Source organism: Mobiluncus mulieris, assembly GCF_014204735.1.
Taxonomy (GTDB): domain Bacteria; phylum Actinomycetota; class Actinomycetes; order Actinomycetales; family Actinomycetaceae; genus Mobiluncus; species Mobiluncus mulieris.
Genome location: NZ_JACHMA010000001.1, coordinates 579,515 through 594,610, shown reverse-complemented (window position 1 = coordinate 594,610; position 15,096 = coordinate 579,515). Strand labels below are relative to the sequence as shown.

14 protein-coding genes and 1 tRNA gene are annotated in these 15,096 nt (G+C 54.1%); 7 read left to right on the top strand and 8 right to left on the bottom strand.

Going from position 1 to position 15,096, the window contains the following annotated elements; all coding sequences use genetic code 11:
* Nucleotides 1-94 precede the first annotated feature (94 nt).
* From F4555_RS02690 to F4555_RS02680, 3 genes are all read right to left on the bottom strand, one after another.
* Nucleotides 95-922, bottom strand: a complete 828-nt coding sequence (locus tag F4555_RS02690; RefSeq protein ID WP_081455750.1) for a tyrosine-type recombinase/integrase — start codon at nt 920-922, stop codon at nt 95-97.
* A gap of 44 nt (nt 923-966) precedes the next feature.
* Nucleotides 967-1,043, bottom strand: a tRNA-Met gene (locus F4555_RS02685).
* A 91-nt stretch (nt 1,044-1,134) separates the two neighbouring features.
* Nucleotides 1,135-4,362, bottom strand: coding sequence for a UPF0182 family membrane protein (locus F4555_RS02680; RefSeq protein WP_115326087.1), 3,228 nt, complete (start codon nt 4,360-4,362; stop codon nt 1,135-1,137).
* A gap of 242 nt (nt 4,363-4,604) precedes the next feature.
* On the opposite strand from F4555_RS02680, the gene F4555_RS02675 reads away from it, so the two are divergent.
* Complete coding sequence (locus F4555_RS02675) at nt 4,605-5,312, top strand: hypothetical protein (RefSeq protein ID WP_004012714.1); 708 nt, start codon at nt 4,605-4,607, stop codon at nt 5,310-5,312.
* Nucleotides 5,313-5,324: 12 nt separating this feature from the next.
* Here the strand turns inward: F4555_RS02675 and F4555_RS02670 are convergent, their stop codons facing one another.
* Entirely contained in the window at nt 5,325-7,034 is a 1,710-nt protein-coding gene (locus F4555_RS02670; protein WP_036369290.1) for an ATP-dependent helicase, read from the bottom strand.
* On the opposite strand from F4555_RS02670, the gene F4555_RS02665 reads away from it, so the two are divergent.
* Entirely contained in the window at nt 7,023-7,937 is a 915-nt protein-coding gene (locus tag F4555_RS02665; RefSeq protein WP_004015087.1) for a hypothetical protein, read from the top strand. The two genes, F4555_RS02670 and F4555_RS02665, sit on opposite strands and share 12 nt — an antisense overlap.
* A 5-nt stretch (nt 7,938-7,942) precedes the next feature.
* Here the strand turns inward: F4555_RS02665 and F4555_RS02660 are convergent, their stop codons facing one another.
* Complete coding sequence (locus F4555_RS02660; protein WP_004012717.1) at nt 7,943-9,367, bottom strand: zinc-dependent metalloprotease; 1,425 nt, start codon at nt 9,365-9,367, stop codon at nt 7,943-7,945.
* A gap of 18 nt (nt 9,368-9,385) precedes the next feature.
* Here F4555_RS02660 and F4555_RS02655 point away from each other — a divergent pair, with 18 nt between their 5' ends.
* The 5 genes from F4555_RS02655 (at nt 9,386) to F4555_RS02635 (ending at nt 12,746) form a co-directional block, all read left to right on the top strand.
* Nucleotides 9,386-10,618 (top strand): YlbL family protein, encoded by a 1,233-nt coding sequence (locus F4555_RS02655; RefSeq protein ID WP_115325477.1) that lies wholly within the window; start codon nt 9,386-9,388, stop codon nt 10,616-10,618.
* 18 nt (nt 10,619-10,636) lie between these two features.
* Nucleotides 10,637-11,395, top strand: coding sequence for a ribonuclease PH (gene rph / locus F4555_RS02650; RefSeq protein WP_103758947.1), 759 nt, complete (start codon nt 10,637-10,639; stop codon nt 11,393-11,395).
* Nucleotides 11,392-12,102, top strand: coding sequence for an RdgB/HAM1 family non-canonical purine NTP pyrophosphatase (gene rdgB / locus F4555_RS02645; RefSeq protein WP_004012720.1), 711 nt, complete (start codon nt 11,392-11,394; stop codon nt 12,100-12,102). Before rph ends, rdgB begins: the two co-directional genes overlap by 4 nt.
* Nucleotides 12,103-12,274: 172 nt before the next feature.
* Nucleotides 12,275-12,544 carry a hypothetical protein gene (locus tag F4555_RS02640; RefSeq protein ID WP_004012721.1) on the top strand — a complete coding sequence of 90 codons (270 nt, stop codon included), beginning with the start codon at nt 12,275-12,277 and terminating at the stop codon, nt 12,542-12,544.
* 37 nt (nt 12,545-12,581) lie between these two features.
* Nucleotides 12,582-12,746, top strand: a complete 165-nt coding sequence (locus F4555_RS02635; protein WP_004017010.1) for a hypothetical protein — start codon at nt 12,582-12,584, stop codon at nt 12,744-12,746.
* Nucleotides 12,747-12,931: 185 nt separating this feature from the next.
* Here the strand turns inward: F4555_RS02635 and murI are convergent, their stop codons facing one another.
* The 3 genes from murI to clpS are packed head-to-tail and all read right to left on the bottom strand — an operon-like array spanning nt 12,932 to nt 15,002.
* Nucleotides 12,932-13,813 carry a glutamate racemase gene (gene murI, locus F4555_RS02630; RefSeq protein ID WP_004012723.1) on the bottom strand — a complete coding sequence of 294 codons (882 nt, stop codon included), beginning with the start codon at nt 13,811-13,813 and terminating at the stop codon, nt 12,932-12,934.
* Nucleotides 13,806-14,693, bottom strand: coding sequence for a DUF2017 family protein (locus F4555_RS02625; RefSeq protein WP_004012724.1), 888 nt, complete (start codon nt 14,691-14,693; stop codon nt 13,806-13,808). The genes murI and F4555_RS02625 overlap by 8 nt, the downstream gene beginning before the upstream one ends.
* Before the next feature lie 9 nt (nt 14,694-14,702).
* On the bottom strand, nt 14,703-15,002 hold the full coding sequence (clpS, locus tag F4555_RS02620) for an ATP-dependent Clp protease adapter ClpS (protein ID WP_004017012.1): 300 nt from the start codon (nt 15,000-15,002) through the stop codon (nt 14,703-14,705).
* Nucleotides 15,003-15,096: the final 94 nt, after the last annotated feature.

Here is a 15,096-nt window from a genome sequence, read left to right as displayed (position 1 = left end):
CCCTTCCATCAATTTTTGGTACTTCTACACAAATTACTGTTGCCCGCCCCCGGAAAACCGGGGGCGGGCAACAATCTCCTAGATGATGCTGTGTTCAGGCGGCGAAGTTCACGGCCAGTCGAAGCCGCTGGTCATCCATCGCGACATAGCGTTGGGTAGTGGATACCTTGTCATGTCCTAACAACATCTGCACCGCACGTAGGTCTTTAGTCCGCAGATAGACAATAGTAGCGAAACGATGACGCAACTGATGCAAACACACCCCCGTTGGTAACACACGCTTCGCCAGCTTCGCTACCGTACCGCTGGTCAAGTGTCCCTCACGCGCGGTGAGACTCGGAAACACCCAGCCTCCAATCTCGCCAGCGCGGCGTAGCGGAAACACGAGACTATCCGGGATAGGCACCACCCTGGTTTTACCGCCCTTCCCATGAACCACCAGGGAATAACCCAACAAATCCTGTTGAATATCCCTGGCGTGAACCAAACATATCTCACTACGACGCAAGCCCATCTTCCCCGCCAACAGCAAAATCAGGCGGGTACGCTCATCGGCCTGATCCAACGCGGCCTCAAAATCCAACTCAGAAATAGGCCTGGGAGGCGGCACAAAGCGCTTAATCGCCGGAAGACCTGCCGCCGGATCCGTCTCCAAACGCCCCGTACGATACGCCCAAGCAAAAAACTGACGAAACGAACTAAAAGCTGAATGCCGAGTCTCCGGCATCCAATCATGACACGCCGAGAAATCCAACAAAACTTCCTCAGTCACCTCACCAGGCTCGACACCCGTTCTTGCCAGTCGTTGCAAGTAATTCAACCGAGTCTCAATAGTCCTCGGGCGGGTACCTTTGGCGAGAAGACACGCCGTAAAATCATCAAATAACGGTCGCCAAAGCGAGCCTTGTGGTAGTGTGCTCATAACAGCACTCCTTTCAGGGTTTGCCGTTAGAGCAGCCAAGGCTTTGGTAGCGGGGGCAGGATTTGAACCTACGACCTCCGGGTTATGAGCCCGGCGAGCTACCGAACTGCTCCACCCCGCGTCACTGACCCATATAGGTTACCAGGAAAAGGCTTGCCCCTCAACTTGAAGTTGAGGGGCAAGCCCATGATGGAGTTTTTTCGTGTAAAACTTCAGTTTCTAACAGCTGCATTCAGCTTTGCAGCCACGGAGGAAGCGGTTGGACTGGGGTGGCTGGTCTCGCCAGCAGCAGGTTTATTTTTATCCTTGGCGGCCTTTCCCCCGGAGGCTTCACTGCCAAGGAGAGCTTCGCCGGGGACAGTATCCGCGATACCCTGCAGTTCCACGGCCTTTTGCAGCTGGGTCTTCAACTCGGCTTGCGCTTTGCCATAGGCCGCCCAATCCCCAGCTTTCATGGCCTGGTCAGCGGATTCTATCGCCGCCTTGGCACCCCGGAGGGCTTGCTGCAGTTGTTGCTCACGGGTCAACTTCGGAGCTTCGGGAGTTTTACTGTCTTTTCCTCCGGTCTGGCCACCGGTGTCACCCGCATTCTCGGAAGTCACCGCCCCGGAATCACCCCCGAACAAGTCGTCGAGGGATTCTTTCAAGGTGGGAGCGAAGCCAATTTTATCCCCAAAAGAAGTCAACACGAAACGTAACAGCGGATAGGTGGTACCCGATTTACCTTGCACATAAACCGGTTGTACATAGAGCAATCCTCCCCCCACCGGCAAAGTCAGCAGATTCCCGCGTACCACCTCGGTGGACTGCTGAGACAACAGGTTCAAAGTTCGAGACACATTATCTGTGGTTTTGAACTTGTTAGAAACCTGACCCGGGCCGGGAACCGCCAAGTCTGACGGTAACGACAACAGTTTAATTTTGCCGTATTCCGGGCGCATTTTGCCTTTCTGATTGCCAGTTTCCGAGTCAACCGTCAAATAACCTGTCAACACGTTACGATCCGATTGCCCATAAGGGATATAGGTCGAGTACAGCGAGAACTCGGTGGATTTCTGGCCAGGCGCCTGCATCGTCAGATAGTACGGCGGTTGCAACGCAGAAAGCACCGTGGTTGATCCCTCGTGCGTTGGATCATCGGGTAGCTTCCAGAAATCCGAACCGGAATAGAAAGAGCGCGAATCGGTGGTGTGATAACGCGCGATTAAGTTGCGCTGCACTTTGAACATATCCTCGGGGTAGCGGAAGTGCGCCATCAAATCCCCCGGTGCCTCGCTCAGCGGTTTGAGTTGGCCGGGGAATACTTTCGACCAGGAATTCACCACCGGGTCTTTAGCATCCCACTGGTACAGGGTTACCGAACCGTCATAGGCATCCACTACAGCCTTCACCGAGTTACGCACGTAGTTCACCGCTGCAGGAGTCCCGATACTGAACTGAGAAGTGCGGGAATCCATAATCGAATTCGTGAAATCTACATGCGCGGAATATGGATATGAATCCGAGGTGGTGTAGCCGTCTACAATCCATACCACGCGTTTGGGGGTTTTCGGATCCCCGTCCATATCCACCACTGCCGGATAGGCTTTGGAATCCAAGGTCAGATAGGGCGCCACCTTGGATACGCGCACCTCTGGGGATCTATGGAACAGGATTTGCGAAGCCGGGTTTACCTGCTGGGAAAAGAAAATCTCTGAGGATTGGAACTTAATGGCATACATCAGTCGTTCCCACAGACTTCCCACGCTCGGTCCCCCATTACCGGTAAATGTGTTATTCACACCCTTATCTTTGGAAGTATCAGAGGGGTAGTCGAATTCCTGTTTCCCGCCGCCCTTGGGAGAACCCACAATAGAATATTCTGGTGAGTACTGGCCAAAATAGATTCGAGGCTCATATTCACCGAGCTCCCCAGTGGAAGGAATCCCGTGTTCCCAAAAGGCTGGGGATCCATCCGAGTTTACCTTGGAGCCATAAGCGGTTACCACCCCAAAACCATGGGTGAAAACAGTGTGCTGATTCACCCAAGATTTCTGGGAATCCCCTAGCTGGTTGGGATCTAATTCTCGAACCGCAATCACGGTGTCTTGAGCCTTGCCGTTAATCTTGTAACGATCCACCGACAGATTCGACGCGAACCGATAGTACTGACGGTTTTGCTCTAATTGTCCGAAGGTGCGGGAAACAACCGAGGGATCCAGCAGGCGAATAGAGGCCGTGGATTCACTGTCTTGACGCAGTTGTCCCGCCGTAGCTTCGGTTTTAGCCTTATAGGTCTCTTCTTTAACATCACTAATTCCAAAGGCATCCCGCGTAGCTTTGATGTTGTTGGAAATATAGGGTGCTTCCAGTTCCTGAGCCGAAGGGTCAACTTGGAAGCGTTGGATTAAGTAGGGATAGAGTCCCCCCACCAGCACCGAGGAGAGCACCATCACGCCCAATCCCGTGGCGGGAATAACCCAGGATTTACGGAAACCGCCCACCACGAAAAGTACCGCGATGACCAGGGAAATCCCTACCAAGATGTTCTTGGCCGGCAACACCGCATGGATATCCGTATAGGAAGCTCCCGAAAACTTGTCGTGGGTGCCCAGCAGCAGTTCGAAGCGTTGTAGATAGTAGCGCAAGGCATAAATTGCCGCCAGAATAGCCAGCAGAATCGAAATGTGAATCCGGGTACGGCTGGGAATCTCGGACATGGACGATGAAACATTCCCCTGCAAATAGTATCTGGCCAAGGTAAACAAACCCGCCATAACGAAGATATTAAAGATCAACGTGACCAACTGAGAATACACCGGCAAAGAAAACACAAAAAACGACGCATCCATCCCGAAAACCGGATCCTTAGTTCCAAAATCACTGCGCTGCCACCAGGCGGCAAAGTTCTGCCACTGGCTAGGCAGGGCTACGGACACAAAGAGTCCCCCCAAGATAGGAGCCAGGATGATAATCAGTTTGCGTCGCGGTTCCAGGGCGTCACGCAGGGAAGTCACTCCTGGGCGGGCTTCACGGCGCATGTCTCGGCGCAGTTCTTCTTCGAAGGCTTGGGAATCACTGGGTTCAAATGTTTTTTCAAACTCGAGCTTTAAATCCTCAATTTTCTCGGCTTCATCCTCAGTTTTGGCGGTTGCGCTGCTTTGGTCTCGCTGCGCCTTCCGTTTGGCTTCGTCCATCTTTTTTTCCGCATTGCGACGATTGGCTACTTTGGCGCGCTGCGACGCATAGGGGCTGGCTTTACTGGCAATCGCGAGATTAACCCAGGTAACCACGGCAGCCAACAGTGTCGCCACCAACACCAGGCCGATACGCCACCCCCAAGTGGTCAAAACTACCGAGAATCGCCCCAGCTGTTCGAACCACGCGAACTCCGCCCAAACTCGGGCAATGAATCCCAACAGAGGGATAATCAACGCTAAAATCCCCAGCACAATCCCCAAAGTTTTCCCACTTCCAGGGCGTTGACCACCAATTTTGCTGTGCGGCGGCTTGGAGACTCCACCCCCGCCTCGACCGTTGCCACGTCCTGGCGGGCCGCTAAAAAAAGAATCGAATACTGTTCGGTTGGAAGTGTTAGACCCCACCATTCACCTCTTTTTCTTGGTAGCTACAACGGTCACCATCTTTTCATATCTGGGCGCGTGGTTCCATTCCGGACGCATTTTTTGGGATAATAAACACTATGAGTGAATCCTTTGATCCCCTGTCCGCCGTGCCAAACAATTCTCTGCTGGGGATGTCCTTTACCCCGGATTCTGCAACTGACGAACCTCAAGCTGAGGCCTCCGAAGTGCCTATCCCTGAGGATATCCCCCAAATTATCCGCGTCACCTGGGAGCTTGACTCACAGATTCCACCCTTTGAAAATCGCCTGGAGGGTATGGTGTTTACTTTGCACCGCCTAGCGCAGCTGCCGGAAATTACCCAGGCCAACTTAGAATCCGAGGAACTTGACGCTTTGCGCCAGATTATTGACGAGAATCCCGATGCCTTGGTGGCTTTACCCTTTACCCTGCCCGATGATGGAGACGATTTCCTCCAGCAGCTCCCGCGCTTGGTGTGGAGCGAAAACATAGAAGGTGTCGCGGTGGTTTATGAAACGGATGCCATGTTGACTGCGGCCGAAATGCAAGCCGCACCTCATGAAGCCGAAGAACGGCAACACTACCTCGAAACTATCAAACAGGATCGAGAAAAATCCCGTTTCGTGGTGGCAGCCACCCGCGAGGAATCCTGGTCGGTGGTACATCCCAAGTTCGAATCCGACCCCGAGCATATCGAACAAGGCCCCGCTCTGGTTTTGGATTTATTACAGCTAATTACCAATGGGCGCGACGACAACACTGACGATGCCGGCGATACTAGCGCTGCCGGCGGGGACGATACCTAAGCCCGCCGAATCCTAAGCCCGGTGTCGTGCCGTCCCCGTCACATCCAGTTGGGGGCGCGCCCAGAAGGGTGCCAAGAACCGACAGGCTTCCCGCTCCCCACTGGCTCCAGGGCGTTTTCCCTTGGCATAGCTAATTGTCAAGAGGCTGCGCGCCCGGGTGATTCCCACATATGTCAGCCGCCGTTCCTCTTCGATTTGGGCATCCGTGGTGGACAGATTGATTGGTAACAGGCCTTCGCTCGCCCCCACCAGGAAAACGGCTTCCCATTCCAAGCCCTTCGCGGAGTGCAATGAAGCCAGGGTAATTGCTTCGCGCGGGATTGAATCTTTCGAAGCGCCGTCCGCTTCAAAACCACTCTTTACCTGGTCTTTTACCACATAAGGCAGACCCATCCGAGCCAGCTCCGTCCCAAATAATCCTGCTTGGGAATTTGTGCGGAACAGTATGGCGATGTCCTTGGGGTTTGTGCCCTGTTTCATGAGGTGCCAGGAACGTTTAGCCACTGTACTAGCTTCCGTCTGGTCATCTTCGGCGATAAACCACTGGACATCCGGGCCGTCTTCCCGTTGGGAAACTAGCTGTACTGTGCCCCCCAAAGGCCGTCCTGCCGCATCTTTAGCGTCAGCGAGCACTTGATTCGCCAATCCAACTACCTGAGGGGTGGAACGATAGTCACGGGTCAATTCCACCACCTTTGCCTCGGGATATCCCCTGGTGAAGTCGGTGAGGAAACTGGGGGTGGCGCCCGCAAAAGAATAAATAGTTTGGGCGGCATCCCCTACTACTGCCAGGTCGCGACGATGCCCCAACCAACGCAGCAGCAAGTAGTTTTGCAGGGGGGAAACGTCTTGGTATTCGTCGACCACAAAATACTGGTAACGGGCTTGCACCGCTCGTAACACGTCTTCGCGTTCATCGAGCATTCCCGCGCAAACCAACAGGATATCCTCGAAATCCAGGGCTTGCGCCTCAGCTTTGACTTCTTCGTAGGCCGCAGCTAAATCCGCGATGCGCTCTGGGTTCAAATTCGCCACGCCCATCCGGCCGGCCGCACGGGCTGCCTCCACGTATTCGTCGGGTGCTAACAGGGACACTTTGGCCCATTCAATCTCGCCGGCCAAATCACGCACCTGAGCGCGGGATGGATCCAAGCCCAGCCTAGCGGCGGCGGCAGTCACCAGCGAGGCCTTGCCGCTCATGACTCGTAGAATCTCTCCTCCCACCACCTGGGGCCAAAAGAAACGCGCCTGGGCGAGCGCGGCCGAGTGAAACGTGCGAGTTTCGACCCCCGGCACCCCGAGCCCAGTCAAACGCTCGCGCATTTCTCCGGCGGCCTTTTGGGTAAAAGACAAAGCCAGGATATTTTCGGCTGCCACTGCCCCGGTTCGTACCCCGTAGGCAATCCGGTAGGTTATTGCCCGGGTTTTCCCGGTTCCCGCCCCGGCCAAAACGCATAACGCCCCGTGCTGGTGTGTCGCGACTTCTCGCTGCGAGGGGTCGAGCTGTTCTAGCAGCATCTCAGGTTGGTCATTACGCGGTGTCTCCAACAGGTTCTTTCCTTTTGTGGGGTGTTTTATCGGGGTGAGTGTCTTTATCCTAAACGATAGCTCCATCCAGTCAAGAAGTTTTCCACAGGCTGTGGAAACCGACTTGTCAGGAATCCAATTCAGGGTGAACATGGACTCATAAACTACTAGCAAAGGAGAATCATGCGACTTCATGACGGTTTACACGTAGCCAGTTTCCCCGATGGAAAAACGGAAATCTGTGCAGGCATGGACACCTTGTTCAGTTTTCCGGCGTTGCCAGACAAACAGGTACGCTTGCTAAAGTCTTTGGTTTCGGGGATTTCCCGGTCAGATTTTTTCTGCCGAGCCAAAGATATGGGAGTAACTCGCAGCCAGGGCGAGCAACTTTTGGGTCAGCTGCAAGGTGCCGAGCTGATTTCTTTGCGTGCCTCACGTCATCCTCATGGCCCAGACGACTCCGCCTGGCGACGTATTGGAGGGGATGCGATGCGACGCAATTATCGGCATCGCTCGCGGCTGCGGGTAACCCTCAACCAACGAAATCCTTGGAGCCAGATGCTTTCTGAACAGCTTCACGCTGCTGGCATAGGGCAGGTTCGTTTCACCCCGAAGCTGACTCACAGCGATTTGGCGATTTTTCTAAGCTGGGGTTTCCCCAATCCCCTGGATCTTTCTGCGGCAATGCATCATAATCAGCCGTATTTGCCGATAGTGGCGGGTAATGACTATGTGGAGGTTGGTCCTTTAGTAAAGCCGGGTTTCACGCCTTGCGCCAATTGTGTTTCGAATGCGCGTGCGACCTTGGTTTCCCAGTTGCAAGAACGCGTTGCGAGCCTCTCCGGGGTGGATTTTCCGCGGATTGAAACGACTTTAGCCGCAATGGGTAGCTCTGTTGGCATCGCCACCGCCCTAGCTTTTCTTGACCGTCGTGCTATTTTCCCTGGTCGAGTGACCCGGATTGACGTGGATGGGGATATCGAGGTTATGACCTATGAAGCGCATGCGAATTGTGGCTGTACGGGTTTACCTCCCGAATTGGAGTTTCCTCCGGAACCGTCGTTTTCTCGGCAGCTGGGTGAAGGGTCGGTTTCATGAGGTGCTTACTGCAAACTGTCGCCCTCCGAGTCCGCTCCCGGTTTCAATCCCTTAGCATAACCCAGGGTGCCATCAAGCAGTGCTTCCAGGGACGATTCCAACTCATCAGGGGGTTCTTCGCCGCTGAGTCGTGCCACAAAACCATCCACATCATCGAAATCGCTTTCTTCGGGCAGGATATCGGGGTGATCCCACAGCCGTTCGGCTCCGGCTTCCCCCAGTTTCGCCACTAATTTTGTCCACAAGGCGCTGGCTTCCCGCAACCGTTTGGGACGCAGTTCCATACCGATAAGCGCTGCAAAGGTTTTTTCAGCCGGCCCACCGTTGGCGCGCCGCCGATTCATCATCTCGCGCAGCGGAGCGAGTTCCGGCAGCACCCCAGCCAGGCACCGGGTAGTAACGGTATCTACCCAACCTTCCATCACGGCCAAAATCATTTCGAGGCTTTGTTTGGCGGCAGTTTGTTTTCCGGTGGTTTGTGGGGTTAAGAATCCTTTACCCAACAGCTCATCGACAGAATGCAAATCGGTGGGATTAATTGAGTTCAAGGCTTCGTCCATAGCTTGTAAGTCGAAGGTGATGTCTTTGGCAAAGTCGGTAATAGCCTTGGTCACGAATACTCTTAGCCATGGCACCGCGTGGAAGAGTCTTATATAGGCAGCTTCACGAGTCGCTAGGAAATCCAGCACCGGTTGGGAATCGAGGCTACTGTCAGCGGCGAATTTCTCGATGTTTTCAAGAACCAAGGCGGCTTGGTCGGGTTTACCTACTGGCAAACCGATATCGCAAGCCCCAAAAGATTCGGTTGCGAGTGAAGCCCAGGCCTGGCCGAATTGCAAGCCAAACAGATTGGCTGCTAGTGACTTTAACAATCCATCCACCTGCAAGGACTCGGCATTGCCGTCTTTAGAAAACAATCCGAGCAAGTTACGCAGTTCGGCGGAACCATTAGAGATTTCGATACGTAAATCCCCATCCCCCAGGTGATTCTTTAGTGCCGCAGTCATAGCGGCAGCGGTAGATTCCGCTACCGGTGTTACCAAGACTTTCCATACTTCAGCCGAGGCTTCCAGCCATTTTGTCTCATTCCAAGCCTCGTAATCTGCCTGCGGCGGGCTCAGAGTTGTGACCGGGTCGAGCCGTAAATTCGCTTGAGATAGGCCTTCTCGCACTCGAATAGCCTCGGCATGTGTGACCGCACGTGGTTGGGTGCCGATTCTGCCCAGCGCAGTCATTCGAGCGAGTTCCCAGTTCACAGCCTCGCCAGAGTTAGACAACAGGGTTTGTAGTGGGAAAGCAAAAACGCCTTCTCCGCCTTCGAAGAGCGAGAATGGTTCGCCTTGACGGATTTTGTCCTCCATTTCTCGGGCTTTCTTTTCACCAAAGATTCGGCGCAGCATTTCCTGCCAGTCAGAACTATCGTCTTTCATGAGACTATAGTAACCGTGATGAACAAATTTTCACGGAACGGACTGTGCTTTTGGCGACAAGGATTGGAAGAAGTCGTCGTTAACAAGGAATTATGCGCACACAACCCCGACCCAGAAGCTCGGACGCAAAGCGATCCGACTTCCCCGTCAGTTTCCAGAAGCCAGACTCAGCATCGTTCTCGGGGGCTTAGCCAGTGGACGCTTTCCCTGGCGTTAATCCTGGTTGGCTTGTATTTCTTGCTATTTTTCCGCTATCCCGTGGTGATTAACTCTCCCGGACCGACATTTGACGTGCTGGGTAAAACCCGAGACGGGGTGCCGCTGATTGAGATTAAGGGTGCCAAAACCTACCCGGAGGGCAACGGGCAACTACGCATGACCACCGTGTCTTCCCTGGGCGGGCCGGGATCCATGGTGAATGGCTTGGACATTATTATGTCTATCTTAAACCCCGGTTCCGAGATTATCCCCGAAGAATCTATCTATCCACGACAACTAACCAGTAAACAGATTAAAACCATTGGTTTGCAACAGATGGATCAATCCCAACTGGCCGCCGAGTCAGTGGCTTTGAGCTCGCTGGGATACCAAGTTAACATCACTTGGACTGCGGCCGAGATCCCCAAGAAATCCCCGGCCTACGGGTCACTGAAATCTGGGGATACCCTGGTCAGTATCGCGGCACCGAACCACCCGGCAATGCCGATAAAGACGATTGAGGAACTGCATAAATTCCTAAGAGAGCTCCCACCCGGAACCCAGTTGAAGCTGGAGGTGACTCGCAAAGGAAATCCCGTATCCTTACAGTTCCCTTCAATGGCAGCCGCTACCGGGAAAGGCTCACAACTCGGGGTGTTGCTAAATTCCTCTATCGATGTGCCACTTGATATCAAATTCCATCTCAAGGACGTGGGCGGACCAAGCGCGGGAACCATGTTTGCTTTGGGGATTGTGGAACAGCTAACGGAACAGAGAATTACCAGTCGCCATAACGTGGCCGGAACCGGCACCATTAATTTGGCCGGTAAAGTCGGTCCTATCAGCGGCATTCCCCAGAAAATGGCGGGTGCTAAACAGGATGGAGCCGAGTTTTTTCTGGCTCCCAGCGAAAATTGCGCGGACACCGTGGGACATGTCCCGCAAGGCCTGAAAGTTACTCCTATCACTACTTTCAACGATGCGCTGCGCGCCCTGGAGTTAATCCGACAAGACCGAGGTAAAGATTTACCCACTTGCCCGCAATCCAAGTAAAGATATTAAGCTAAGAACATGAGAAAAGACGGCAGAAGAATCGACCAGCTTCGGAACATGGCTTTTCACCTCGATTGGGTGAGCACCCCCGAGGGAGCAGTCTTGATAGAGGCGGGCAATACTCGAGTCTTGTGTTGCGCCAGTCTCAGTGAGGGAGTACCCCGATGGCGCAAAGACACCGGTTTGGGCTGGGTTACAGCCGAGTATTCCATGCTGCCCCGAGCGACCGCAACCCGCTCCACCCGCGAATCTGTAAAGGGGAAACTGGGGGGACGCACCCAAGAAATTTCGCGCCTTATCGGCCGGTCATTGCGCGCTGGGGTGGACTACACCGCACTGGGGGAAAACACCATCGAGATTGACTGCGACGTTTTGCAAGCTGATGGCGGCACCCGCACGGCGGCTATTACAGGAGCGTGGATTGCCCTGCATCGCGCTATCGAGGAGGGCAAAACCAGTGGTTTCATTCCTGGCGAGCCTCTAAAAGACTCGGTGTGCGCCATTAGCGTGGGGATTATCGACAGCGAGGCTCGCCTAGATTTGCCCTACGAAGAGGATGTTCGCGCCGAAACAGACATGAACGTGGTAATGACTGGGACTGGTAAGCTGATAGAAGTTCAAGGCACTGCCGAGGGCGAGCCCTTCAGCCGCGAGGATTTGTCGAAGCTGTTGGATTTGGCTCAAGGGGGCTGCGCAGATTTGACGCGCGCCCAGAGCGCGGCCACGAAGGCCGCGAAAGGTGCCACCCTAACTTTGATTGATGGAGTTTTAGCATGAGCAGCCACGCAAGCACCGCCGCCAAAGCCCCAAAAAAGGCGAAGCCTATTGCTGTTCCTGATACGGCTCAGGTGGTGATGGCCACGGGTAATGCCCACAAGGTCAAGGAAGTTGCCGAGATTCTGCGTCCCTTGGTGCCGTCTTTGCAACCGGACGGGATTGTTGCCTCTGGCGAGTTGGGTATCCCCAGTCCAATCGAAAACGGGACTTCCTTTTCGGCTAATGCCCTGATTAAAGCCCGCGCCTTAGCCGAGTATGTAAAGTTGCCGATACTGGCAGATGATTCGGGTTTGACAGTAGAGATTTTGGGCGGTGCTCCAGGAATTTTCTCGGCTCGCTGGGCCGGGGCTCACGGTGATGACCAGGCTAATCTGCAATTGCTTTTAAATCAGCTCTCTGATGTACCTGACCCTCATCGCGGCGCGGCATTCGTATGCGTGGCAGTTTTGTTGCTGCCCAGCGGTAAAACTTATCTTGGCAACGGGGTTATGGGCGGGCGACTCACCACCAAACCCCGTGGAAAGAACGGCTTCGGCTACGACCCAATTTTCATACCTGATGCACAAATCGGGGAAGATAAACGCACAAACGCCCAGCTTTCCGCCAAGGATAAAAACGCAATCTCCCATCGCGCCAGCGCCTTTCGCCAGATCGCTCCCCAGCTGGAGGCTATCTTGGAACGAACCCCGCGCAACACCCTGTTCTAACCCGTTTTGGTAAAGTATTAATTATCACACTAATTATCGACTTTCCTACCCGACATTTCTCTCCTAACACTGGACTTACATCAGGTTTTAATGGCACAATGGTTCCAAGAGACGTGGAACGTCTCCCGGCTTCGGTAAAGAACCTAGCCGCACTTAGTTTCAGGAGGAAATCATGCTTGCTGTCGATGTAGCCGGGGCACTTAACCCGGCGCTAACTAACCAGGCTTTTACCCGTCCGGCTCCCGAGCCAAACGGGAGAGCTGAAAAACCGGAACCCGTCTCAAACACCACCAAAACCGAGGCGGCCGCTACTGGTTCACAAAGCGCACTGAGCGCTAATGTGGCAGAGTTTAAACCTGTGGTCGGGTCTTCGCAACCTACCCAACAGAATCTGCCCAATACCTACAAGTCCTCGAGTTCTAATCTCGACGTACTGCTATAAGTCTCCTCGATTTTTACGCTCACAGAAAGGCACAAACATGAATCCTATTTCCGGCGCAGCTCCCGTCATGGACGCTCAGACTATGAAGGAACTCATGGGGGTCGCGGTTGCGGCTCAAACCCAACAGGCAACTAAGACTGCGATTGCAGCAGCCGTACTGAAGGTTTCCAACCCTTCAACCGGTCTCGACGTGTGGGCTTAGGACGCCTTTCCTAAAGCACTATTTATCCTGAGCTTAAAACTCGACGCTGCGCCAATTGGTTTCAACTATTGGCGCAGCGTTTTCGGGTTAAACCTCCCCCTTCGCTCCCGGCCTCCGGTTTTACCGGACTTCCCACCGCATCGGTTTCATGAGGTGCCACCCCGCATAAAAGCGGATTCCCCCAGCTAAGCCTGGTTCACAACCCCTACTTCCGGACCGAGGAAACGCCGCGCTAAACGAGTAAAAACCTCGGTGTTCCCGGTGGCCAGAAACTGGTAGCGATTACTTTGTTTCAAGGCCACCGGCGAATCCGATTCCACAACAGCACCAGACTCGCCGCCATTTAGAGCCGAAAAGTTAATCTCTCCGGTGGCATCATCTTCATTTAGCCAGTCGTTTTCCAACAAGGTACGGTACACATCACGCGCGGTTTCCTCGGAAGAAGAAACCAAGGTTACCTCCGATCCCATCACATAGTTAATAACCCCGGTCAGTAAAGGATAGTGGGTACATCCTAAAACTAGGGTGTCTACTCCGCCAGCTTTGACCGGTTCCAAATATTCCCGAGCTTTCGCCAATAACTCCGAGCCGGAAGTGATACCACGCTCCACGAATTCCACGAAAGCCGGGCAGGCCTGAGCAGTGACTTCCACCTGTTGATAAGCACCCAAAGCTCGCTGGTAAGTTCCCGTAGCGATAGTGGTGCTGGTGGCGATAACTCCAATTTTCCCGTTATGCGTAGCAGAAACTGCGCGGTGTACCGCCGGGCTGATGACCTCTAGAACAGGAATTCCCAAACGATCATAGCGGGCTCGGGCATCAAACAACACCGCCGCCGAGGCCGTGTTACAAGCAATTACCAGTATCTTCACGCCGTGTTCAACCAGCTTATCCATCACGTTCAAAGCCAGGTGTTTCACGGTTTCCACCGGTTTAGTGCCATAGGGGCTATTAGCGGTGTCCCCGATGTATACCACGGACTCCCCCGGCAACTGGTCAATAATGGCTCGCGCCACGGTCAAACCGCCCAACCCGGAGTCAAAAATCCCTATGGGTGCATTATTCACGCCAAGTCTCCCCCGTTTCCAATCCGGGTTGCTCAACGGCATACATCAAGGTATCCAACCACCACGATAGGGCGTTGTACACACTAGCCAAGGTGATTTCATAGGCCGTATACACCCCGCTTTGCGAATCCGACTCCGCCATCAACTGAACTTCCTCGGCTCGCATCTCGTCCTCGATTCCCAGCGACCATCCCAAAGCCAAACGTACATCGTTGATGGCCGTCACCCAGGTTTTCAAAGCCTCAGGCTTCACCACAATCGGGGCGTGGTGTTCCGCAGCCCAGTACAGCCTGGCCGCCACAGTGCGCATCGCGGTGGTCTTCTTAGCGGCTAAATCCGGGGTAGTAAGAGCTCGCAATTCGGCGGCTTCCTCCAGGTCTTGACTCATGGGTCTTAAAATGGCAGCAATATAAGGATTGGCTGGGGCAGGACGGGTCGCCAGGGGGTCAAAGTCCAGTTCGGCCAGGCGCTGATTGTCCGTCATCCCTGTCGCATTGGACTCCTTTGAGACTCGCCGGGATTTCGAGTCTGGCTCAGAATCCGGGCTGGCACCTCGTGAATCCGAGTCCAAAGAGGCACCCGAGGCACCCCGGTCAGGGTCACCCGACGCGCAGTCAGGGGCGGATTCATGAGGTGCCAGTTCTTCTCGCGAGGCAATCCCCGAAACGGTGTCTACCCCCAACAAGTTTTCAAACATGAGCGGAAAATCCTTAGGCGCTCCCGCATCCAAATCCACCCCCATCATGTCCAAGACAGTGCGTTTTTCTTCGGCTTCCATAGCATTGGACAACTCCGAGAAAATCCCGGCCAACAAGCTAGCTTCATGATCCTCTAAATGCGAAGACCACCCGCTGGTCGGTAAGGCGTGAAATGCGTGCATCTTACCCCCCTAGTCGGCTTCCTGTTCCAAAGTAGCCCACAGGCCGTAACCACTCATCGCCAAAACATCGGCTTCCATCTGTTCTCGACTCCCGGCTGATACCACCGCGCGTCCCTGGTAGTGAACCTCTTTCATTAAAGTTTGCGCGCGGTCATGGGAATACCCAAAATACGTCTTGAACACCCAAGTCACATAGGACATCAGGTTAACCGCATCATTCCACACCACCGTGTTCCACTGGCCAGGCAGCACCCGGTCGAGCTCCGCAACGGAACTCGGGGTGTACTCGGTGCCGGGAATTGAATTCACAATTACAGGTTAAGGGTTTAAAGCGCATCTTGCAGGTTGAATCGCGGAAAAATGCCGCAGGTTTTGGTTAAGCCCAGTTCTGTCCCTAGACTAC